Genomic DNA, 22256 nt, shown 5'->3' on the forward strand with positions numbered 1-22256 from the left:
TCGTCGGGTTGGCGAGGCAGCGTTCCACTCGCGGGCGCGCCCGCGAGTGGAGGCTGGAGGCCTTGCTTAGACTACAACGCCTTGGCTACGAAGGTAGTCATCGTAGGTGCCGCTGAAATCGACCACGCCGCTTGGGCTCAGCTCGATGATGCGGGTGGCCAGGGACGATACGAACTCGCGGTCATGGCTGACGAACAGCAGCGTGCCCGGGTAGTTCTCCAGCGCCAGGTTGAGCGCTTCGATCGACTCCATGTCCAGGTGGTTGGTCGGCTCGTCCATCAGCAGCACGTTCGGCTTCTGCAGGATCAGCTTGCCGAACAGCATGCGGCCTTGCTCACCACCGGAAATGACCTTGACCGACTTGAGGATCTCGTCGTTGGAGAACAGCATGCGTCCCAACGTGCCACGGATCACTTGCTCGCCCTGGGTCCACTGGCCCATCCAGTCGAACAGGCTCACGTCGTCCTCGAAGTCGTGGGCGTGATCCTGGGCGTAGTAGCCCACTTCCGCGCTATCGGTCCACTTGACCGCGCCGCTGTCTGGAGTCATCTCACCGAACAGCGTACGCAGCAACGTGGTCTTGCCGATACCGTTGGGGCCGATGATCGCAACGCGCTCGCCGGCTTCGACGGTGAGGCTGAAGTCCTTGAACAGCACCTTCTCGTCGAACGCCTTGGAGATTTTCTCCAGGGTGACCGCCTGGCGGTGCAGTTTCTTGGTCTGCTCGAAGCGAATGAACGGGCTCACCCGGCTCGACGGCTTGACCTCGGCCAGCTGGATCTTGTCGATCTGCTTGGCCCGCGAGGTGGCTTGCTTGGCCTTCGAGGCGTTGGCCGAGAAGCGGCTGACGAAGGTCTGCAGCTCGGCGATCTGCGCTTTCTTCTTGGCGTTGTCCGAGAGCAGCTGCTCGCGGGACTGTGTCGCCGCGGTCATGTACTCGTCGTAGTTGCCCGGGAACAGGCGCAGCTCGCCGTAGTCCAGGTCGGCCATGTGGGTGCAGACGCTGTTCAGGAAGTGCCGGTCGTGGGAAATGATGATCATGGTGCTGTTACGCGCCGTGAGAATGGTTTCCAGCCAGCGGATGGTGTTGATGTCCAGGTGGTTGGTCGGCTCATCGAGCAGCAGCACATCCGGATCCGAGAACAGCGACTGGGCCAGCAGCACGCGCAGTTTCCAGCCCGGAGCGACTTCGCTCATCGGGCCAAAGTGCTGTTCCAGCGGGATACCCAGGCCGAGCAGCAGTTCACCGGCACGCGATTCGGCGGTGTAGCCGTCCATCTCGGCGAATTCGGTCTCGAGTTCGGCAACGGCCATGCCGTCGTCCTCGGTCATCTCGGGCAGCGAGTAGATACGGTCACGCTCGGCCTTGACCTTCCACAGCTGCTCGTGGCCCATGATCACCGTGTCGATGACGGTGAATTGCTCATAGGCGAACTGGTCCTGGCGCAGCTTGCCCAGGCGGGTGTTCGGCTCGAGCATCACCTGGCCGCCCGAGGGCTCGAGGTCGCCGCCGAGGATTTTCATGAAGGTCGACTTGCCGCAGCCGTTGGCGCCGATCAGGCCATAGCGGTTGCCGTTGTTGAACTTGACCGAGACGTTCTCGAACAGCGGCTTGGCGCCGAATTGCATCGTGATGTTAGCAGTAGAAATCAAGTGCTTGTCCTGCGGGGGTTCTAGAGGTGTATTTAGGCGCCCAGCAACATCTCGACGCCAGGCCCGAGCGGAGTCGCGATGAACGCGGGGCTCATCCCAGCCATGAGGCACAGGTTGCGTAGGTGTGGCGGTGGTGTACTGCGGCGTTCACAGATGCCCAGCGCTTCACGCGCGGGTTTGAAGCGGCGGATTGTAACACTTGACTGCATGATCCACAGCCTCCCTTTGCTTGTCTCGGAAGTGATCACCATCATCCGCTTCGCCAGCAGGCGTTTCCTGCCACTCGTCGAGACCGGGGCACTTCCCTCCCATCCACCTTCTCAGAACCGTATGCGCAGATGTCCTGCGCCAAAAGGGGAGAGTCGTCATGGCGATTGAAAACAACGGACCCGAAGCCGCTTATCCTGGACCGGCAGAGAAGCCTGCGGATACTGGGGAGGGTCACGGTTCCGGCATCGAGCAAGCCAAGTCCGAACCCAAGCAGGGCACCGAACAGCCGCAAACCGAGAAGAGACCCGAGGACTGGAATCCTCCTCCGGGAAACCCAGGCTCGGACCAGGACGCCCTCACGAAACGGGACAACGGAAGTGCCCGCACGGACAGCCTGATCGACGCGGAGTAGGCGCTGTGCAAGACCGGGAGGGAGGAATGTGGAATGCTGCTTGACTCCCCCTGCAAGCATCAGCACTATCGCGCGATCCTGTCATTCCCGTGCGTATGGAGGAGTGGCGTGAAGTCCGACCTGTGTCGGACTTTCTCGTTTTTGGGGCAGGACATATAGGGTTGGACGTACTGATTGCCGCGATACATCAGAAGAAAGGTTTCAAGACTGGTCCGCAAGTGGTTCGTCTACATCTCGGTCGCAAGTGTCATGGGCAACTCCCACCGCATCCTGGAACACATCACCGCGCTCAAGCCCTGGCCGCTGGTAAAGCGGGTGCTCGCGTTCCTGGTCATTCAGTAGTCGGGGAACAACCGCTGACCTGCCATGTGCATTTTTAGCGCGTGCTGACGCGCTTGCGGCACATGCTGCTCAGTGCACGGTCGGAGGCTTGATCATCGGAGCCAGATTTTCCAGTACCTGCTCGATCTCGGCAATGATCTGCGCGAGCCTGTGATATTTAAGAAGCTCACCTTCCGCTTTGAGGGAGTCGCGTTTCAGGCGCAAGGTGACGAGCTGTTCTTGAAGGGCAACTGCGTAGGCGTAGAACTGGTCCATTGGCTTCTCTTGGCTAAGGCGTCCATGCCGCTAACGAGGCTGGTTACCTTATCCTTGGACCGTCGCCCAGTTATTGCTCTGGGACAAGTACCGCCGCATTGTCGAGAACCTGCGGCGAGCAGCGCAAACTGGGTTGGCCCGGCTGGTACTGCTCGCCGTGTTCTCCGTCAAGGTGCCTGCGGCCGTTCACCGTACAGAGCAGGTCCATTTATGGTTGCATCGGTAGGGCGCCCGTATGAAGGCCACGTCCGATACTCGTTTGAGGCCGCGTTTTTCAAGGGCCTCGGTGAGCTGGGCGAGTGTCTCTGCTTCGATAGTCATCACTGTTACCTCGTCAGATTGCTGTGCTCAAGGTTCTTGACTTGTCCCCCATGTCAGGAATTCACTTTGATTTCCAGGCGATGTGCCATCCGGTTGGATCGGATGAGCGGTAGGCAATCCAGTCGAACCACCGCCAGATCACCCGCCTCCAAGGTGTACAGGTCCGGTACGCACAGGAGCGCAGTAATGAAGACAATTCCCGAAGTTGAAGCTGTTTCCCCAGATGATCCTGCACCATTTTCGCCTGATCCCCTTAGCCCTGGCCGTACCGATGTAAATCCTTCCCGCGAGCCTGGCGTGGAGGAGTTGCCCGACACTGAAGGCCAGCGTCCACTGGATGACCAGAGCACCGGCCTCGATCCGGAGCGTGTCCGCGAGGAAACCGACAACGGTGAGCTGGACGACCAGCCCAACCCGCGCTGACCGGAGCCGATCATGATCAGTCCTGCGTCCCCAGGAACACAGCCGGCCAGTCCTGAGCCGGTAAGCCCCATGAATCCTGCAGAGAAGCCTGCGCCAGAATCGATACCTCGTGGCTTGCCTGATGAGCCTGAGCAGTACCCTGCTGAAAAGGACATGCCGCTGCCTAACGATTAACCCTCGAATTGTTGCAAGCCTGCTCTTTTTTGCCCGCCGCAAGGCGGGCTTTTTTATGTGCTCTCCGATTGCCCGCAAGAAACCGGATGCGCCCCCGCTTCAATCTCAGTACCTTGTTCGTCACTTACCCCTGCCGGCCAATGGAGCGTACCCATGTCCAATGCCTTCGCCGTTCTCCCTTCACCCGTCGGCGCCCTGACGCTGGTGGCGCGCGGCGACAAGCTGGCGGCTGTGTTATGGGAGGAGGAGCGCGCCAACCGAGTACGCCTGGGAGATCTGCACGCTGACGCAAGCCATCCCGTACTGCTGGAAACAGCTGTGCAGTTGAATGAATATTTTGCCGGCCAGCGTGTGCACTTCGACCTGGACCTGGACTTCGTGGGCACTGACTTTCAGCGCGAGGTGTGGGCCGCGCTGCTCACCATTCCGTTTGGCGAGACCCGCAGCTACGGCGAGATCGCACGATTGGTGGGAAAGCCCGCAGCAGTTCGCGCGGTGGGAGCGGCCAACGGACGTAATCCGATTTCCATTATCGCGCCGTGTCACCGGGTGATCGGCGCATCCGGTGGCCTCACTGGCTTTGCTGGCGGATTGCAGGCAAAACAGTTCCTGCTGGCGCTCGAAGGCAGGCAAAGCCTGGCATTGGCATTCTGAGGCTCGGGCAGAGACTGGCAGCGCTTCTGGGTTGTCGTCCTTGGCACTGGAGTTTCAGGAGGAGGGCGCAGCACCGAAACGTTCTCGGAACCAGTCGCCCAGCATGGCTTTTTCCGCATAGAGCCTGTCATTGCTGGTCTGGCGGCCTGGGCGGCTGAGGTACATCTTGTCGCTGACGCGTTCCTCGGCCTGCTGTGCAGGGTGCCCGGGTTGCGACAGAGTGTAGTGCAACTCGATCACCGGCCAGGTGATATCGCGCATGAACCGCACATCGTAGGCGCGGCTGTGCCATGGCTCGTAGCGCCCGGCCAGGTCGATGTCGCGGATGTCGATGGTCAATTGCTGGCCAGGCTTGAGGTAGCGCGCTCCAAGTTTCTGCAGGTGCAGGGTGAGCGTCTTCATTACCTCGTCATCAGCACCGCGCTCGTAACCCTGGCTGCCGAGGCTGGCATCACGGAATTTCTCCGGATGGTCGAAACGCACCTCGACCGGTGAAGGCGTGCTGGTTTGTGCCATGCTGTTGCATGCCATCAGCAACAGCGCGGCGCAGGTCAGGATGGGACGCATGATGGACCTCCGGGAAGGGACTGCTTGCTTGTCCATTCTACGCCTGTCGCCTGTGTCGTAGCAGGAGCACGTCATGAGCCGGATCGAGCGGTTTACCGCCAACTCCCGCGGGCGAGACTTGGCCGTGGGTGACATACATGGGCATTTCCAGCGCTTGGAGCGTTGTCTCGAGCAGATTGCATTCGATGCACGGTGCGACCGTCTGTTCAGCGTCGGTGACCTGGTGGACCGGGGGCCGGACAGCGTTCGGGCACTCGAGTGGCTGGCGCAGCCCTGGTTCCACGCGGTGCAAGGAAACCATGAGGCGCTGGCCGTCAATCACGTGATGGGCGGTCGCCTGGACCCGGAGCTGTACCGAGCGGCAGGGGGTGGCTGGTTTCTTGACTTGGCACCCGACGAGCAACGGCGCTTCGCCGAGCGCTTCGCGGTCATGCCTATCGCGTTAGAGATAGAGACCGGGGATGGCCTGATCGGTATCTTGCACGCTGATTGTCCATTTGCCGATTGGCACGAGCTGACGCAACAGTTTCAGTCGGGCCTGGACGAGGCGGTGCAGGAATTCTGCCAGTGGTCCCGTCGCCGCCTGCAGCAGGAAGACGTCGGCAGGATTGGCGGCTTGCGCGCCTTGGTCGTAGGACACACGCCGTTGCGCGAGGTGAAAGTCCTGGGCAATGTCTGGCACATCGACACCGCGGGCTGGGCAAGCGGCCATTTCAGCGTGCTGGATCTCCCCAGCCTGAGCCTGGTCAGTGCCACGCCCGGTGAATGAGCACGCCCAGAGTCGATCCAGGACAGGGCAGGGTCGCGCCAGATTTGTCCTGCGCTGATGCTCCACTCAATCGCGGTAGAAAACCTGCACCAGGTGAAAACCGAACTTCGACTTGATGGGGCCATGCACCACCCGCAACGGTTTCTTGAAGATCACCTGGTCGATGGACCCGACCATCTGCCCAGGCCGCACTTCGCCCAGGTCGCCGCCACGCTTGCCGGAAGGGCAGATGGAAAATTTCTTGGCCAGCACGTCGAAGGCTTCGCCATTGGCGATGCGCTGCTTGAGCTTTTCGGCTTCGTCACCGGTCTTGACCAGGATGTGGCGAGCTTGTGCTTTCATGAGGTACCTGTGGGACGGGGCAAAAGCCGCCATTATGCCTGATCACGCAGCTCCGCGCGGTCACGGAACTGCTCCAGCGCCTCGGGGTTGGCCAGCGCGTCGGTGTTCTTCACAGGCAGGCCATGCACGACGTTGCGGATGGCCAACTCCACCAGTTTGCCGCTGAGAGTGCGTGGAATGTCGTCGACCTGGACGATCACGGCCGGCACATGCCGAGTTGTGGTGAACTGGCGGATCACCTGACGAATGTGCATCTGCAAGGCATCGTCCAGTACCAGGCCCTCGCGCAGCCGAACGAACAGCACCACGCGCACATCGTCCCGCCATTGCTGGCCGATGGCGACGGACTCGATCACCGCCTCGACCTTCTCTACCTGGCGGTAGATCTCCGCCGTGCCGATCCGCACACCGCCCGGGTTGAGCACGGCGTCGGAACGGCCATGGATCGCCAGCCCGCCCTCGGGGTGTTCCTCGGCATAGTCGCCCTGGGCCCAGACGCCCGGGTACTGGCTGAAGTAAGCCTCGTGATAGCGCGAGCCGTCCTCGTCGCCCCAGAAGCCCAGCGGCATGACCGGAAACGCACGGGTGCACACCAGTTCGCCTTTTTCGCCTGTGACGGGCCTGCCTTGGGCATCCCAGACTTCCACTGCCATGCCCAGGCCCTTGCACTGGATCTCGCCGCGGCGCACCGGCAGGGCCGGGTTGCCAAGCACAAAGCACGAGACGATATCGGTGCCGCCCGACATCGAGGCCAGGCACACGTCAGCCTTGATGTCGCGGTAGACATAGTCATAGCTGTGCGGCGACAGGGGCGAGCCGGTGGACATGATCAGCCGCAGGTTGTCCAGTCGATGGCTCTCGATAGGCTTGAGGCCCGCTTGCTCGAGTGCGGCCAGGTACTTGGCGCTGGTGCCGAAGGCATGGATACCTTCGGCGTCGATCAGGTCAACCAGCCGCCTGGGGCCGGGATGGAACGGCGAGCCATCGTAGAGCACTAGGGTAGCGCCGACGGCCAGGCCGCTCACCAGCCAGTTCCACATCATCCACCCGCAGGTGGTGTAGTAGAACAGCACGTCATCGGCCTTCAGGCCGCTGTGCAGGCCATGTTCCTTCAGGTGCTGCAACAGCACGCCACCGGCGCGGTGGACGATGCACTTGGGCACGCCGGTGGTGCCGCTGGAGTAGAGGATATACAGCGGATGGTCGAACGGCAGCGCCGTGAATCGTGGCTCGCCGCCTGGCTGGTAGAAGTCGTCCCACAGGCTCACCTGCGCAGCCTTGAACTCGTCGCTGCGGGTGCCGGTTCGGGTATGGGGCACCACGATCAGGTGCTGCACGCTGGATAAGCGGGACAGCACATCGTTGATTTTTTCAACTTGCTCGATCGACTTGCCGGCGTATTCGTAGCCTGCGCAGGCGATCAGCACCCTGGGTTCGATCTGGCTGAAGCGGTCAATGATGCCGTGGGTGCCGAAATCGGGGGAGGAGCTCGACCAGATCGCGCCCAGGCTGGCACAAGCGAGCATCGCCACCAGGGTCTGCCAGGTGTTGGGCATGACCGCCGCGACCCGGTCGCCAGGCTGGATGCCGATTGCTTGCAGTGCCGCTTGCAGCCCGGCGACGTGGGCGGCCAGTTCCGCGTGGCTGAGCACCTGGCGGCTGCCATCTTCGCGCACGGCGATCAGGGCAGGGCTATCATCGCGCCGTTGCAGCAGGTGCTCGGCGAAGTTGAGCCTGGCACCTGTGAACCAGCGCGCGTCCGTGATCAGTGCGCCCTCGTCAAGCACCCGGTCAGCCGGCGCATGCCAGCGCACCTGGAAGTATTCGGCGATCGATTGCCAGAATGCGGCACGCTCCCCGATGCTCCAGCGATGCAAGTCCGCATAGTCAGCCAGCTGCAGGGTGAAACGCAGGTTCACCCAGCGACGGAAATCCTCCATCCGTGTCGCCTCGATCTGCGCCGCCGTGGGGTACCAGAGCACATCGTTCATGCCGCGTTCTCCTTCTGCTGTTACTGGACTTTAGCCTGTCACTGCGCCAGCCACCCGCCATCGACGTTCCAGGCCGCGCCGCGCACCTGGCTGCCGGCTTCGCTACAGAGAAACAGCACCAGCTCACCCAGGTGCCCGGGCGTCACGAAGGCCAGCGAGGGTTGTTTCTCGGCCAGCAGGTCATGTTGCGCCTGCTGCGGGTCGATTCCTGCGGCGGCACGGTCATCGATCTGCTTCTGCACCAGCGGCGTGAGCACCCAGCCGGGGCAGATGGCGTTACAGGTGACATTGCTCGTGGCGGTCTCCAGGCCGACTACCTTGGTCAATCCGATCACTCCGTGCTTGGCGGCCACATAGGCGGCCTTGCCGGCGGAGCCCACCAGGCCGTGCACCGAAGCGATGTTGACGATGCGTCCCCAGTTGCGCGCGCGCATGCCCGGCAGTACGAGCCGGCTGGCATGGAACACCGCGGACAGGTTGAGGGCGATGATCTTGTCCCAGGCCTCCACCGGAAACTGCTCGACCGGGGCTACGTGCTGGATCCCTGCGTTGTTGACGAGAATGTCGACCGCGCCGAACTGCTCTTCTGCATAGGCGAACAGCGCCTCGATCTGTGCCACATCGGCGAGGTCCGCCGGATGATGGGCAACCTTGCCGCCCAGGCGCCCGACCTCGTCGAGCGCGCCCTGGGCATCGCCAAAACCATTGAGCACGATGTTCGCCCCGGCCTTGGCCAGCACCTTGGCGATGCCCAGGCCGATACCACTGGTGGATCCGGTGACTACCGCTGTCTTGCCTTGCAGACTCATGGATGACTCCTTGGATGTGCCGCTGACAGAAAAGAGTTCAGGCGCGCGGATCGAAAGCCTCGCGCAGGGCATCGCCGATGAACACCAGCAGCGAGAGGATAAGCGCCAGCGCGAAAAAGGCAGTGAATCCGAGCCAGGGTGCTTGCAGGTGCTGCTTGCCCTGGGTGACCAGCTCGCCCAGCGAGGCGCTGCCGGCCGGCATGCCGAAGCCCAGGAAATCCAGGGCGGTGAGGGTGGTGATGGCGCCTGTGAGCATGAACGGCACCAGTGTGAGGGTGGCGTTCATGGCATTTGGCAGGATGTGCCGCAGGATCACCTGGCTGTCCGGCAGGCCCAGCGCCCTCGCGGCCTTGACGTATTCCAGGTTGCGCCCCCGCAGGAACTCGGCCCGCACCACATCCACCAGAGTCAGCCAGGAAAACAGTGCCATGATGCCCAGCAGCCACCAGAAATCGGGCTCCACGAAGCCGCTCAGGATGATCAGCAGGTAGAGCACCGGCAAACCCGACCAGACCTCCAGCAGGCGCTGGCCGATCAAGTCGACCCAGCCGCCGTGGTAACCCTGCAGCGCGCCTGCGGTGATGCCGATGAACACGCTGATCACAGTGAGCGCAAAGGCAAACAGCAGCGACACCCGGGTGCCGTACAGCACCCGCGCCAGCACATCCCGGCCCTGGTCGTCGGTACCCAGCCAGTTGGCCGCCGAGGGCGGGCTGGGGCTCGGTACCTGCAGATCATAGTTGGGGGTGTCGGCACTGAACGGGATGGGCGCAAAGAGCATCCAGCCGCCCTGGCCCTCGATCAGCTGGCGCACGTACTGGCTGCGGTAGTCTGGCTGGAATGGCAACTGCCCGCCAAATTCCTGCTCGGTATGGCGCATGAGCGCCGGCATGTACAGCTCGCCCTTGTAGCCAAGCAGCAGTGGCTTGTCGTTTGCCACCAGCTCGGCGCCCAGGCTCAGCACCAGGAGCACGCCAAACAGCCACAGCGACGTCCAGCCCAGGCGGTTGCGGCGAAAGCGTTGCAGGCGGCGGCGCGAGAGGGGCGAGAGCATCAGTGTGCCCTCGTGCTGAAATCGATGCGTGGATCGAGCACGGTGTAGCAGAGGTCGCCGATCAGGCGGATCAGCAGGCCCGCAAGGGTGAAGATGAACAGTGTGCCGAACACCACCGGGTAATCCCGCGACACGGCCGCCTCGTAGCTCATGCGCCCGAGCCCGTCGAGGGAGAAGATCACCTCGATCAGCAAGGAGCCCGCGAAGAACACCGTGATCAGCGCCTGGGGCACGCCCGCTACTACCAGCAGCATCGCATTGCGCAGCACGTGCCCATAGAGCACACGGCGTTCGCTCAGCCCCTTGGCGCGGGCCGTGACTACGTACTGGCGGGCTATCTCGTCGAGGAAGGCATTCTTGGTCAGCAGGGTCAGGGTGGCGAAGCCGCCGATCACCAGCGCGCTGACCGGGAGCACCAGGTGCCAGAAGTAGTCCGCGAGCTTGCCCAGCAGGTTGAGCTGCTCGAAGTCATCCGACACCAACCCGCGGACAGGAAACCAGTTCAGCGACGTGCCGCCGGCGAACAGCACGATCAACAGCAAGGCAAACAGGAACGAGGGCAGGGCATAGCCGACGATGATCAGCGCGCTGCTCCAGGTATCGAAGCGGCTGCCATGGCGGACCGCCTTGCGAATGCCCAGCGGAATGGACACCAGGTAGGTGATCAGAGTGGCCCAGAAACCCAGCGAGAGCGTCACGGGGAGCTTCTCGAGGATCAGGTCGGTCACTTTGGCGCCGCGGAAAAAGCTGTTGCCAAAGTCCAGCCGGGCGTATTGGCCCAGCATCAGCCACAGGCGCTCGGAGGCGCTTTTGTCAAAGCCGTACTGGTGCCTGATTTCCTCGATCAGCTTGGGGTCGAGCCCGCGGCTTGACCGCGATTCCCCCTGCAGCACCTCGGTCCGTGCACCCGGCGCGGCGCCGCCAAGGCCCTGGAGACGCGCGACGGCTTGCTCCACCGGGCCACCGGGCGCGGCCTGGACGATGGCGAAGTTGACCAGCAGGATGGCGAGCAAAGTCGGGATGATCAGCAACAGCCGACGCAGGATGTAGGCGGTCATGGCGTGTCCTTGAGGCGCTCGGCCATCTGCGCATTGGTCAGCGCCGTCGGGCTGATCTCCCACCAGGTGTCCAGGCCTTCGTCATACGCGGCCTGGACCCGGGGCATGCCGAAGCGGTTCCACCAGGCCGTGGAGCTGCCTGGCGGATAATAGTTGGGTATCCAGTAGTAGTTCCATTGCAGCACACGGTCCAGGGCGCGGGCGTGGCGCTGCATGCCCGCCTGGCTGTCGGCACGCACCAGGCCATCGAGCAAGCGGTCCACGGCTGGATCCTTGAGCACCATCAGGTTGTTCGAACCAGGATCGTTGGCGGCCGCGGAGCCGAAATAGTTGTACAGCTCGGTACCCGGCGAGAGCGTGACCGGGTAGCCGGTCACGACCATGTCGTAGTCACGGCTCATCAGGCGGTTGATGTATTGCGCGGAATCGACGTTGCGGATCTGCAGGGTGATACCAATCTGTGCCAGGTTTCGCTTCCAGGGAAGGATCAGCCGTTCAAGGCCGGACTGGCCGTTGAGGAAGGTAAAGCTCAGCGGCTCGCCCTGGGCATTGACCAGGTGGTCGCCCTGGGGCGTCCAGCCTGCCGCCTGCAGCAGCGCCAGGGCCTGCAGCTGTTGGGGACGGATGATGCCAGAGCCGTCGGTCACCGGGGCCGTGAACACCTGGTTGAACACTTCCTCCGGCACCTTGCCGCGCAGGGGTTCGAGCAGCTTGAGCTCGGCGGCGTCGGGCAGGTCGCGGGCAGCCAGGGGCGTGTTGGAAAATACGCTCTGTTGGCGGATGTACAGGTTGCGCATCATCTGCCGGTTGCTCCACTCGAAGTCCCACAGCATCGCCAGGGCCTGGCGCACGCGACGGTCCTTGAACACCGGGCGGTCAAGGTTGAACACGAAGCCCTGGGCGTTCTGCGGTTTTCGACTGCCCAGGTGGGCGCGTTGCAGGCGGCCGTCGTCCAGGGCAGCGCCGGCGTAGCCGAGGGTGAAGGCGGTGGCGGAAAACTCGCGGTTGTAGTCGAAGCCGCCGCCGCGCAATACCTGGCGTGCGACTTCGGTATCGCCGAAATACTCGACGCGGATGCGCTCGAAATTGAACCGCCCGCGGCTGACCGGCAGGTCCTTGGCCCACCAGTTGGCATCGCGCTCAAAGGTCAGGCTGCGGCCATTGTCGACCTGGTCGATGCGGTACGGACCGCTGCCCACCGGCTTGCCGAAGCCTGCTCCGCTGGCGAAGTCGCGGTCCACCCAGTCGTGTTCCGGCAACACGGGCAAGCTGGCAAGGTCCAGGGCCAGTGTGCGGCTATGCGGCTGCTTGAAATCGAAGCGCACGCGACGGGGGCCTTCGACTACTACCGAAGCTACGTCGGCGAACTGGGTGCGATAGCTGAGGCTGCCCTTGCTCATCAGGGTGTCGAAGGTAAAGCGCACGTCTTCGGCGCGCACCGGCTTGCCATCGGCGAAGGTGGCGCGCGGGTCGAGCTCGACGCGAAGCCAGGCGTCATCCGGTCCACGCTCCAGGCGATGGGCGATCAGGCCATAGACGGTGTACGGCTCATCGAACGATCGGACGGCCAGCGGGGCATAAAGCCAGCCGTTGATTTCGCTGACGCCGATGCCTTTGTCGATGTAGGGCAGGATGTGGTCGAACTGACCGATTTCGAGGGCCGAACGGCGAAGGCTGCCGCCCTTGGGGGCGTCAGGATTTACGTATTCGAAGTGGTGGAAGCTTGCTGGGTAACGCGGGGCTTCACCGTAGACGGTGAGGGCATGCGACGGATCAGCGTTGACCGTGCAGGGCAGGCCAAGCAGGCAGAGCAGCAGGAACATGCGCAAAGGATGTGCAAACTGCAGGAGCGGCCGGTTGGCAGCTCCTGCGGATAGTGCGCCGTCCTTGGCTGTCATGGATCAGTCCTGGCGGCTGGTCACTTCAAGCAGGTGGTAGCCGAACTGGGTCTTGACCGGGCCCTGGACCACGTTCAGTGGCGCGCTGAAGACCACGGTGTCGAATTCCTTGACCATCTGGCCTGGGCCGAACGAACCCAGGTCGCCGCCTTGGCGGCTGGATGGGCAAGTGGAGTTTGCCTTGGCAACTTCGGCGAAATCGGCGCCGGCTTCGATCTGGGACTTGAGCTCGTTGCACTTGTCCTCGGTGGCGACCAGGATGTGACGGGCAGTGGCTTTTGCCATGGGTAAGTACTCCTTCTTGAAAACGCCAAGACTATCGCAAATGCGGGGGTGGTGTCTCGGGGTGCATGGGCTGATGGCTACATCGCCGAACCCGCGGCCCGGCGCAGCAGCGCTTCGGTGGATTCCCATCCCAGGCAGCCATCGGTAATCGACACCCCGTACTTCAGCGTGCCCTTTCCCAGAGCCTGGGAACCGTCGAACAGATGGCTCTCCAGCATCACTCCCACCAACGAACGATCGCCCGCCGCACGCTGCGCCAATACATCCTCGAGCACTGCCGGCTGACGGGCCGGGTCCTTGCCGCTGTTGGCGTGGCTGCAGTCGACCATGATCCGTGCCGGCAACCCGGCCTTGGCCAGTCCCTGGCGCGCTTGCCCAACGCTCGCTGCATCGAAGTTCGGTCCCTGATGACCGCCACGCAGCACCAGATGTGTATCGCCGTTGCCAAGGGTCTCGACGATGGCCGGGTAGCCTTGGGCGTCGATACCGAAATGCCGGTGCGGATGGCTTGCACTGCGAATGGCATCACAGGCGATCGCGACCCCGCCGTCCGTGCCGTTCTTGAAGCCGACCGGCAGGCCCAGCCCGCTGACCATCTCGCGGTGGATCTGCGACTCGGTGGTGCGCGCGCCGATGGCCGCCCAGCTGAGCAGATCGTCGAAGTAGCCAGCGGCCATCGGCTGCAGCAGTTCCGTGGCGATTGGCAGGCCGCGCTCGAGCATGCCGAGCATCAGCCCACGGGACAGGGCCAGGCCCGCGTGCATGTCATCGCTGCCGTCCAGGTGCGGGTCGTAGGCCAGGCCTTTCCAGCCCACCGTGGTGCGCGGCTTTTCGATGTAGGCGCGCATCACCAGCAGCAGCTGGCCGCTCACTTCGGCGGCGAGGGCGGCCAGGCGGTCGGCGTATTCCAGGGCCGAGCGGGGGTCATGGATCGAGCAGGGGCCGACGATGACCAGCAGGCGCGAGTCGCGGCCTTCGAGGATGGCACGCACCGCCTGGCGATGGGCTTCGACTTGATGGGCGAGGGCAGTGGAAAGCGGCATCTGCTGCTTGAGCAGGTGCGGGCTCGGCAGGCGCTGGCTGACGACGCTGTTGGCGGCCTGGGGCTGGGTCAGGGGCAGAGCGAGGGAAGACGATTGCATGGCGTTCGGTATCCTTGGGCGGACGGCGGGTTCAAGCCCGCGCGGTCGGCCCTATCGAGGTGTTCGACACATGGCCGGGTTGGCATTGGGTGTTGTGTTGCCACCTTGGATGAACCGGTCGGAGGCGGCAGGCTGGCCCGAGCGGGATTGGCTAAATCGCCATGCATAGGTGCTTGGGTAGGTAAAGGTCGCGTAGTTCATGGATAAATCCTCGTGATGAATGTGTTTGCGCCGGCCGGAAAAACAAAACCCCCGGTCGGGGAGCCGACCGGGGGTTGAGTATTCTCGTATCGGCGGCCCCTCGAAAGTGGGCGCCGGTCTGGGTATCAGCGGCGCCTGTGGCTAAACCAATACCCAAAATAGAAGCTGGCAGGAGCAACCGCCTGGCAACCGGCCACAGCCAGCACAGGGCACGGTGTGCGACCGGTGTGACGAGCGAGGTTGAGGGTGGTGTCGGACATGTTGCTCTCCAGTTGATGGACCCGAGCTTACTGCAGGACGCAAGTTTGTTACAACGGGTAAATGCAGATCACAGCGGATAGTTGCGCAACTCGCGCGCGATCAGCATCCGCTGGATCTCGCTCGACCCCTCGTAGATCTGCGTGATCCGTGCATCCCGGTAGTACCGCTCGACCGGATAATCCTCCAGGTACCCATACCCGCCATGCACCTGGATCGCCATCGAACACACCCGCTCGGCCATCTCGGAGGCGAACAGCTTTGCCTGGGAGGCTTCGCTCAGGCACGGCTTGCCCGCCGTGCGCAGGCGGGCGGCATGCAGGATCAGCAGGCGCGTGGCGTTGACCTGCACCTGCATGTCGGCCAGCAGGTTGGCAATGCTCTGGTGTTCGTTGATCGGCTTGCCGAACTGGATGCGCTCGCGTGAATACACCAGCGCGGCCTCGAATGCGGCGCGCGCGATGCCCAGGGCCTGGGCGGCGATGCCGATGCGTCCGCCTTCAAGATTGGACAGGGCGATGGCAAGGCCCCTGCCACGCTCGCCCAGCAGGTTGGCCGCCGGGATGCGGCAGTTGTCGAACGTCACGGCGCAGGTGTCGGAGGCGCGGATGCCCATCTTGTGCTCGCTGCGGTCGACCACGAACCCCTCATTGTCGGTCGGCACCAGAAAAGCCGAGATTCCCTTTTTACCCAGTTCGGGGTCGGTAACCGCGAACACGATGGCAAGGCCGGCACGGCGCGCATTGCTGACGAACTGCTTGGCCCCGTTGACGACCCACTGGTCATCGTGCAACTCGGCGCGGGTCCGCAGGTTATGGGCTTCGGAGCCGGCCTGGGGTTCGGTGAGGCAGAAGCAGCCGATCACCTCGCCGCTGGCCAGGCGCGGCAGCCACGCCTGCTGTTGCGCGGGGCTGCCATAGGCCAGCAGCGGCCCGCAGCCCACCGAGTTGTGAATACTCATCAGTGCCCCAGTGGCGCCGTCACCGGCGGCGATTTCCTCGACGGCCAGGGCATAGGCGACGTAATCGGTGTAGCTGCCGCCCCATTGCTCGGGCACCACCATGCCGAGCAGGCCCAGCTCGCCCATCTGCCTGACCACGGCATCGTCGATCCAGGCGGCCTTCTCCCAGGCCTGGGCATGGGGCGCGATCTCGGCGCGGGCAAAATCCCGGGCCATGTCGCGGATCATGATCTGTTCTTCGCTCAGTTCGAGGTCTTGCATCTGTAGACTCCCTTGCTCACAGGCCTTCGAAGAAGTGCTCGACGCGCCGGCGGTCCAGACCCGCAAGCGTTGGAGGGTTCCAGCGTGGCTGCTTGTCCTTGTCGATGATCAGCGCCCGGACGCCTTCGATGATGTCGCCGCGTTCGAACCATTGGCGGTCCAGGTGCAGCTCCATGGCAAAGCAGTCATCCAGGTTCAGGTGACGGGCGCGGCGCAGCATCTCCAGCGTAACCGCCATTGCCAGGGGCGAGCGCGTTTCCAGCTGATCGGCCGTCGCCAATGCCCACGCGTGACTGTCAGCCACCGTCACCGCGCGCAGTTGCTCGACCATGCTGGGGACATCGGGCAGGCCGAAGAAGTGGTCGATCACCGGGCGCAGCTTGCTCAACGGGGCATCGTCCAGGGTCTGGCTGCCGAGCGTGGCCAGCAGGCCCTGGAGGTCCTTGAGCGGCTGCTTGCCGAAGCTCAGCTGGTCGAAGCCTGCATCCAGCGCGTCCAGCTTGTCACTGCACAGGTACCAGTCAGCCAGGCCGCAATAAAGCGCATCGGCTGCCTGGATCTGCGCGCCGCTGACGCCGAGATAGGTGCCGAGCTCGCCTGGAATGCGTGAAAGGAAATAGCTGCCGCCCACGTCCGGGAAGTAGCCGATGCCCACTTCCGGCATGCCCAGGCGGCTGCGCTCGGTGACCACGCGCAGGTCGGCACCCTGGGCCAGGCCCATGCCGCCACCGAGCGTGAAACCGTCCATCAGCACCAGCACCGGCTTGCGGTAACGATGGATACACAGGTCGAGGGCGTATTCTTCTTCGAAAAAGTCACGGTGCAGCGAGGTGCCAGCCTTGAAGCTGTCGTGCAGGGAGCGGATATCGCCGCCTGCGCAGAAGCCCTTGGGGCCTTCGCCACGCAGCACCACTGCGTGTACCTGCGGGTCTGCGGCCCAGCGGTCGAGATGGCGCCGCAGGCTGCGGACCATGTCGAGGGTAAGGGCATTGAGACCGGCGGGGCGGTTGAGGGTGAGGTGTCCAACATGGTTGCGGACATCGGCCAGTACGGCGGCCAGTGCCTGGGTGTCAGCATGCGCGTTCATCGCGGTATCCCTGCTTTGTTATTGATTTCCAAGTCAACGTTGGATGCGCCGAAGGATGGCGGGATCCTAGCAGCGCAGTTTTGCCAGGTTCAATTGGCAAAACTGCAGGCGCCGACTGCATTTTTACCTTAGCAGTCGTGCGGCAGCCTTCCGCTGACGTAGTGGGCGACATCGTTGTAGCCCGGGGTGGAGGCGTGGCCGGGGGTAACCAGCGAATCGATGAACGCTTCGTCTTCGGCAGTGATCTTCACCTCCAGTGCGCCGCTGTAGGTATCCCACTGCGCCTCGGTGCGCGGGCCAACGATGGCCGAGCTCACCAGGCGATTGTTGAGCACCCAGGCAATCGCGAACTCGACGATACCGACACCCTTGCCTTCGGCGTAGGCGTGGATCTGCTGGGCGATGGCCAGGGATTCCTGGCGCCATTCGGTCTCCATGATGCGCTTGTCCTGGCGGCCCGCGCGGCTGCCGGCATCGGGCGTGGCGCCGGGTGCGTACTTGCCGCTGAGCACGCCACGCGCCAGCGGGCTGAAGGGCACGATGCCCAGGCCATGGTGAGCCGCGGCAGCGAACTGCTCGGGCTCGGCCTGGCGGTTGACGATGTTGTACAGCGGCTGGCTGACGACAGGCTTGTCGACACCCAGGCGCTCGGCGACGTTGCAGATTTCGGCGATGCGCCAGCCGCGGAAGTTGGACACGCCCCAGTGGCGGATCTTGCCTTGGCGCAGCAGCTCGCCGATGGCGCTGACCGTGACCTCGAGCGGGACCTTGTGGTCTTCGCGGTGCAGATAGTAGATGTCGAGGTAGTCAGTACCCATGCGCGCAAGCGTCGCCTCGATGGCATTGAAAATGTGCTTGCGCGACAGGCCGCTGCGATTGGGCAGGCCTTCGGCCGGGCCAAAGCCGACCTTGGAGGCGACAATCCAGTCCTGACGGTTGCGGGCGACGGCCTCGCCGACGATTTCTTCCGAGCGCCCACCGTTGTAGACGTCGGCGGTGTCGATGAAGTTGATGCCCTGGTCCCAGGCCTTGGCGATGATGCGCAGCGAATCTTCGGTGCTGGTCTGCTCACCGAACATCATGCTGCCCAGTGTCAGCGCGGAAACCTGCAGGCCGCTCTGGCCGAGAGGACGGTAGATCATGCTCGAACATCCCTTTTTGCAATGATGGGGAGGTTCGTTTTACACAGATCCACCGGGCATTGAAAGCCATGAAAAGGAGCGGCGCGGCCCAGGCAGGGCGCGCCGCTGCCGGTTCAGGCCGCGCGGGCGAGCGCCGCCGGGCGTGGGCGCGAGACGCGCAGGGCGACCAGGCTGCCGACGACGATCAATGCCGCCAGCGAGTACAGCGCGGCATCGGTCGAGCCGGTCTGGTCCTTGATGAAACCAACCAGGTAGGGGCTGAGGAAACCCGCCATCTGCCCGACCGAGTTGATCACCGCCAGGCCCGCCACCGCGGTGCCAGCGCTGAGCAGCGCGGTCGGCATCGGCCAGAACATCGGCAGGCCGGTCAGTGCGCCCATGGTGGCGATGCTCAGGCCGAGAATGGCGATGACCGGGCTGCTGGCGAAGTTCGCCGCGATCAGCAGGCCGATCGCGCCCATCAGCATCGGCACCACGAGATGCCAGCGGCGTTCGTTGCGCAGGTCCGCCGAACGGCCGACCATCAGCATGAACACACCTGCCAGCAGATACGGGATGGCGCTCAGCCAACCGATCAGCAACGCGCTGTCGAAGCCCAGGCTCTTGATGATCGATGGCAGCCAGAAGTTGATGGCGTAGACGCCGCTCTGGATACAGAAGTAGACGAAGCCGAAGGTCCAGATCAGCGGGTTGGTCAGTACCGAGAGCACGCTGTCACTGGTAGTGGCCGGCTTGCTCGCCGCGTCCGCAGCCAGGTCCGCGGCGATCATCTGGCGCTCTGCCGGATTCAGCCAAGGGGCTTTTTCATAACCGTCGCTGAGCAGCTTGATCGCCAATACGCCAAGCAGCACGGTGGGCACGCCCTGGATCAGGAACATCCACTGCCATCCCGCCAGGCCATGCTGGCCCGCAGCGAAGTGTTCCAGGATCCAGCCCGAGAAGGGCCCGCCCAGCAAGCCCGATACCGGGATGGCCGACATGAACAGGGCCATGATCCGGCCCCGGCGATCGCCCGGGAACCAGCGCGAGAGGTACAGCACCACGCCTGGGAAGAAGCCCGCTTCGGCAGCGCCGGTGAGCAGGCGCAGTGCGTAGAACTCCGTGGGCGTGGTGACGAACATCAGGCAGGTGGACAACGTGCCCCAGGCAATCATCATCAGCGCGATCCAGCGGCGCGGGCCGAAGCGATTGAGCGCCAGGTTGCTGGGCAGGCCGCAGAGCACGTAGCCGATGAAGAAGATACCGGCACCGAGGCCGTAGACGGTTTCGCTGAACTTCAATGCGTCGAGCATCTGCAACTTGGCGAAGCCGACGTTGACGCGGTCCAGGTAGTTGAACAGGTAGCAGATGAAGATGAACGGAATCAGCCGCAGGGTGATACGCCGGTAGAGCGCGTCACGGGTAGTGTCTCGGCCGTGGTCAGGGGCAGGGGGGTGTGCCATGATTCAATCTCTTTTGTTATGTGGGCGCCGCGCAGCCTGCTGGAAGCTGCCTCCACGAGTCTCGGCGAGCCGGCCGGGGCTGTCTTTGTGCTTTTGCACAAGCTGAACCATCGCTTGCTGTGCCTGGGAACAATGCCTGGGGACACCCCCTACGACTCCAAGGACCCCTTCCATGTTCGAACTGGACCATGACCTGGCACAGGACATCGTCGACCGGGCGATGGCCATTCTGCCCTATAACGTCAACGTCATGGACAGCCAGGGGCTGATCCTGGGCAGCGGCGAGCCCGACCGCATCAACACCCGCCATGAGGGCGCGCAGCTGGTGCTGGCCAATGGGCGCGTCGTAGAGCTCGACAGCGAGGCCGCGAAGTGCCTCAAGGGCGTGCAGCCGGGCATCAACCTGCCGCTGTTTCTCGATGGACGGCTGATCGGTGTGCTCGGGCTCACCGGCGAGCCGGAGCAGTTGCGCACCTATGCCGAACTGGTGCGCATGACCGCCGAGATGCTCCTGGCGCAGCGCCATCTGCAGGTGGAGCAGCAATGGCGGCGGCAGCGCTGTGACGACTTGCTGGCTCTGCTGCTGGGGGCGAGCGGGGATTCGCCACGGCTGGTGGACGAGGCGCAGCAGTTGGGGCTCAAACCGCAGCTGGCGCGCACTCCCTGTCTGTTCGAACTTGACGCTGGGCCCGAAGCGCAAGCCTTGGCTGTCTGGCTGATGAGCCGCTATCCCGACAGCTGGTGCGTGAGCCCGGCGCGCCAATCGCTGCTGTGGTGCAGGCCGGCGGGCGTGGCTCTCGATGAAGAGCGCTTGCTTGAACGGCTGCACCGGCATGGCTGGCAGGTTCAGCGACTGGCCATGGGAAGTGTTGCGCAAAGCCTCGGGCAACTGCGCCGTGGTTACCGTCGAGTGAGGGATCTGCTGGCCTATGGGCGTGAAGTGCTGCCTGGCGAGAGGCTGCTGAGCCTGGCGCGCTACCGTTTGCCTGCGATGCTCTGGCGGCATCGCAGCGATGACGCACACGATGAGCTGCTCGAGCCGCTGCAGCGGATCAAGGCCCGGGACAGCAGCGGTCAGTTGCTGATCACGTTGCGAGCGTGGTGTGCGCATGATGGACAGAGCCAGGCGTGTGCCGATGCGCTGGGTATTCATCGCAACAGCCTGCGCTACCGGCTGGAGCGGGTGGCCGAGCTGGGGGAGGTGGATCCATTGAAACTGGAAGGGATGCTGAGTCTTTATCTGGGTCTGCAGCTGCTGCCAGCTGAGTAGAACGGCCTCTGCGCTGTGTTGGTCCGGGGCATTTGCCCAATCAACCTCTCCCACCTATTGTGCATTCGACAGAAGCCCCGTCTTGCGGCAGGTGTCAGCATGGCCTGTATCTTGACCAGGAGAATTACAATGAAAATCGTCATCGCGCCCGACTCGTTCAAGGACAGCCTCGACGCCGCAGGTGTCGCCCGTGCCATCGCCCAGGGCCTGGCCGGCGTGCTGCCCAAGGCCGAGCTGATCGAGTGTCCGATGGCCGACGGCGGTGAAGGCACCATGGACGCGATCCTGGCGGCCAGCGCGGGCGAGCTTCGACGCGAAACCGTGCGGGGTCCTCTGGGTGAGCCGGTCGATGCCGGTTGGGGCTGGCTGGCCGAGAGCCGCACGGCAATCATCGAAATGGCCCAGGCCAGTGGCTTGCAGCTGCTGTCCACCGCGCAGCGTGATGCGTGCCGCAGCAGCACCTGGGGCACAGGCCAACTGATCGGTGCGGCGCTTGATGCGGGTGCCCAGCGTATCGTCCTGGCAATCGGCGGCAGCGCCACCAATGACGGCGGCAGCGGCATGCTGCGCGCGCTCGGGCTGCGTTTGCTGGACGCCGACGGCCAACCCTTGGAAGAGGGCGGCCTCGCCCTGTTGCGCCTGGCGGCCCTGGACGCCAGCGGGCTCGATCCGCGCCTGGCCACCGTGCAGGTCGAGGTCGCGGCCGACGTCGACAACCCCCTGTGCGGTCCGAACGGCGCCTCGGCGATCTTTGGCCCGCAGAAAGGCGCGAGCCCCGGCCAGGTTGCCGAGTTGGACCAGGCGCTGGGTCATTTCGCGGATCACAGTGCCCAGGCACTCGGGGAGGACGTGCGTGACTTCCCGGGTTGCGGTGCAGCCGGTGGCATGGGTTTCGCGGCCCGCGCCTTCATGGGGGCGCGTTTCCGTGCGGGGGTCGAGGTCGTTGCCGAACTGGCGGGTCTCGAGGATGCAGTCCGGGGCGCCGACCTGGTGATCACCGGCGAAGGCCGGTTCGATGCGCAGACGTTGCGCGGCAAGACACCCTTTGGCGTCGCGAGGGTCGCCAAGCGTCATGGAGTGCCGGTGGTGGTGATCGCGGGAACCTTGGGCTCGGGCTACGAGGCCTTGTATGAACACGGCATCGATGCGGCCTTCGCCCTGGCCAGCGGGCCGATGACCCTGGAGCAGGCCTGCTCCGATGCTCCCGCGCTGCTCAGAGCGCGGGCCGGCGATATTGCCCGCCTGTGGACCTGCGCCCGCAACGCCAGGTAAGGC

General features: G+C 63.9%; 22 protein-coding genes. 6 read left to right on the forward strand and 16 right to left on the reverse strand.

Annotated elements, in window-relative coordinates:
- Positions 1 to 66 precede the first annotated feature (66 nt).
- Together AC0ZZU_RS05550 and AC0ZZU_RS05555 are read right to left on the reverse strand one after the other, a co-directional pair.
- Positions 67 to 1653, reverse strand: a complete 1587-nt coding sequence (locus AC0ZZU_RS05550; RefSeq protein ID WP_476339525.1) for an ABC-F family ATPase — start codon at positions 1651 to 1653, stop codon at positions 67 to 69.
- A gap of 32 nt (positions 1654 to 1685) precedes the next feature.
- Positions 1686 to 1862, reverse strand: a complete 177-nt coding sequence (locus tag AC0ZZU_RS05555; protein WP_476339526.1) for a hypothetical protein — start codon at positions 1860 to 1862, stop codon at positions 1686 to 1688.
- Positions 1863 to 2020: 158 nt separating this feature from the next.
- Between AC0ZZU_RS05555 and AC0ZZU_RS05560 the strand changes: the two genes are divergently transcribed.
- Complete coding sequence (locus AC0ZZU_RS05560) at positions 2021 to 2275, forward strand: hypothetical protein (RefSeq protein ID WP_476339527.1); 255 nt, start codon at positions 2021 to 2023, stop codon at positions 2273 to 2275.
- Positions 2276 to 2686: 411 nt separating this feature from the next.
- On the opposite strand, the gene AC0ZZU_RS05565 is transcribed toward AC0ZZU_RS05560, so the two are convergent.
- Complete coding sequence (locus AC0ZZU_RS05565) at positions 2687 to 2872, reverse strand: hypothetical protein (RefSeq protein ID WP_476339528.1); 186 nt, start codon at positions 2870 to 2872, stop codon at positions 2687 to 2689.
- 507 nt (positions 2873 to 3379) lie between these two features.
- Between AC0ZZU_RS05565 and AC0ZZU_RS05570 the strand changes: the two genes are divergently transcribed.
- Both AC0ZZU_RS05570 and AC0ZZU_RS05575 read left to right on the forward strand, forming a co-directional pair.
- Complete coding sequence (locus AC0ZZU_RS05570; protein ID WP_476339529.1) at positions 3380 to 3616, forward strand: hypothetical protein; 237 nt, start codon at positions 3380 to 3382, stop codon at positions 3614 to 3616.
- A gap of 327 nt (positions 3617 to 3943) precedes the next feature.
- Positions 3944 to 4444 (forward strand): methylated-DNA--[protein]-cysteine S-methyltransferase, encoded by a 501-nt coding sequence (locus AC0ZZU_RS05575; RefSeq protein ID WP_476339530.1) that lies wholly within the window; start codon positions 3944 to 3946, stop codon positions 4442 to 4444.
- Positions 4445 to 4498: 54 nt separating this feature from the next.
- Here AC0ZZU_RS05575 and AC0ZZU_RS05580 read toward each other — a convergent pair whose 3' ends face one another.
- Positions 4499 to 5011, reverse strand: coding sequence for a DUF3016 domain-containing protein (locus AC0ZZU_RS05580; RefSeq protein WP_476339531.1), 513 nt, complete (start codon positions 5009 to 5011; stop codon positions 4499 to 4501).
- A 73-nt stretch (positions 5012 to 5084) separates the two neighbouring features.
- On the opposite strand from AC0ZZU_RS05580, the gene AC0ZZU_RS05585 reads away from it, so the two are divergent.
- Positions 5085 to 5780, forward strand: coding sequence for a metallophosphoesterase (locus AC0ZZU_RS05585; RefSeq protein ID WP_476339532.1), 696 nt, complete (start codon positions 5085 to 5087; stop codon positions 5778 to 5780).
- A 66-nt stretch (positions 5781 to 5846) separates the two neighbouring features.
- Here AC0ZZU_RS05585 and AC0ZZU_RS05590 read toward each other — a convergent pair whose 3' ends face one another.
- The 12 genes from AC0ZZU_RS05590 to AC0ZZU_RS05645 form a co-directional block, all read right to left on the reverse strand.
- Positions 5847 to 6122, reverse strand: coding sequence for a peptidylprolyl isomerase (locus AC0ZZU_RS05590; RefSeq protein WP_476339533.1), 276 nt, complete (start codon positions 6120 to 6122; stop codon positions 5847 to 5849).
- Positions 6123 to 6154: 32 nt separating this feature from the next.
- A complete protein-coding gene (locus tag AC0ZZU_RS05595) occupies positions 6155 to 8113 on the reverse strand; it encodes an acetoacetate--CoA ligase (protein WP_476339534.1) in 1959 nt (652 codons plus the stop codon).
- A gap of 38 nt (positions 8114 to 8151) precedes the next feature.
- Complete coding sequence (gene hbdH / locus AC0ZZU_RS05600) at positions 8152 to 8922, reverse strand: 3-hydroxybutyrate dehydrogenase (RefSeq protein WP_476339535.1); 771 nt, start codon at positions 8920 to 8922, stop codon at positions 8152 to 8154.
- A gap of 37 nt (positions 8923 to 8959) precedes the next feature.
- Entirely contained in the window at positions 8960 to 9976 is a 1017-nt protein-coding gene (locus AC0ZZU_RS05605; RefSeq protein ID WP_476339536.1) for an ABC transporter permease, read from the reverse strand.
- A complete protein-coding gene (locus AC0ZZU_RS05610) occupies positions 9976 to 11034 on the reverse strand; it encodes a microcin C ABC transporter permease YejB (protein WP_476339537.1) in 1059 nt (352 codons plus the stop codon). The genes AC0ZZU_RS05605 and AC0ZZU_RS05610 overlap by 1 nt, the downstream gene beginning before the upstream one ends.
- On the reverse strand, positions 11031 to 12857 hold the full coding sequence (locus AC0ZZU_RS05615) for an extracellular solute-binding protein (RefSeq protein ID WP_476339793.1): 1827 nt from the start codon (positions 12855 to 12857) through the stop codon (positions 11031 to 11033). Before AC0ZZU_RS05615 ends, AC0ZZU_RS05610 begins: the two co-directional genes overlap by 4 nt.
- 78 nt (positions 12858 to 12935) lie before the next feature.
- On the reverse strand, positions 12936 to 13217 hold the full coding sequence (locus tag AC0ZZU_RS05620) for a peptidylprolyl isomerase (RefSeq protein WP_158458158.1): 282 nt from the start codon (positions 13215 to 13217) through the stop codon (positions 12936 to 12938).
- Between the two features lie 77 nt (positions 13218 to 13294).
- Positions 13295 to 14359 carry a 3-deoxy-7-phosphoheptulonate synthase gene (locus AC0ZZU_RS05625; RefSeq protein ID WP_476339538.1) on the reverse strand — a complete coding sequence of 355 codons (1065 nt, stop codon included), beginning with the start codon at positions 14357 to 14359 and terminating at the stop codon, positions 13295 to 13297.
- A 529-nt stretch (positions 14360 to 14888) separates the two neighbouring features.
- Positions 14889 to 16040, reverse strand: coding sequence for an acyl-CoA dehydrogenase family protein (locus AC0ZZU_RS05630; RefSeq protein WP_476339539.1), 1152 nt, complete (start codon positions 16038 to 16040; stop codon positions 14889 to 14891).
- A 16-nt stretch (positions 16041 to 16056) separates the two neighbouring features.
- Positions 16057 to 17127, reverse strand: coding sequence for an enoyl-CoA hydratase/isomerase family protein (locus tag AC0ZZU_RS05635; protein WP_476339540.1), 1071 nt, complete (start codon positions 17125 to 17127; stop codon positions 16057 to 16059).
- A 128-nt stretch (positions 17128 to 17255) separates the two neighbouring features.
- Complete coding sequence (locus AC0ZZU_RS05640) at positions 17256 to 18269, reverse strand: aldo/keto reductase (protein ID WP_476339541.1); 1014 nt, start codon at positions 18267 to 18269, stop codon at positions 17256 to 17258.
- 113 nt (positions 18270 to 18382) lie between these two features.
- Positions 18383 to 19711, reverse strand: coding sequence for an MFS transporter (locus tag AC0ZZU_RS05645; RefSeq protein WP_476339542.1), 1329 nt, complete (start codon positions 19709 to 19711; stop codon positions 18383 to 18385).
- A gap of 172 nt (positions 19712 to 19883) precedes the next feature.
- Between AC0ZZU_RS05645 and AC0ZZU_RS05650 the strand changes: the two genes are divergently transcribed.
- On the forward strand, positions 19884 to 20981 hold the full coding sequence (locus tag AC0ZZU_RS05650; RefSeq protein ID WP_476339543.1) for a sugar diacid recognition domain-containing protein: 1098 nt from the start codon (positions 19884 to 19886) through the stop codon (positions 20979 to 20981).
- 129 nt (positions 20982 to 21110) lie between these two features.
- Positions 21111 to 22253: a glycerate kinase gene (locus AC0ZZU_RS05655; protein ID WP_476339544.1), complete on the forward strand. Its 1143-nt coding sequence runs from the start codon at positions 21111 to 21113 to the stop codon at positions 22251 to 22253.
- Positions 22254 to 22256 lie beyond the last annotated feature (3 nt).

This window comes from Pseudomonas sp. JE3303 (assembly GCF_056312565.1).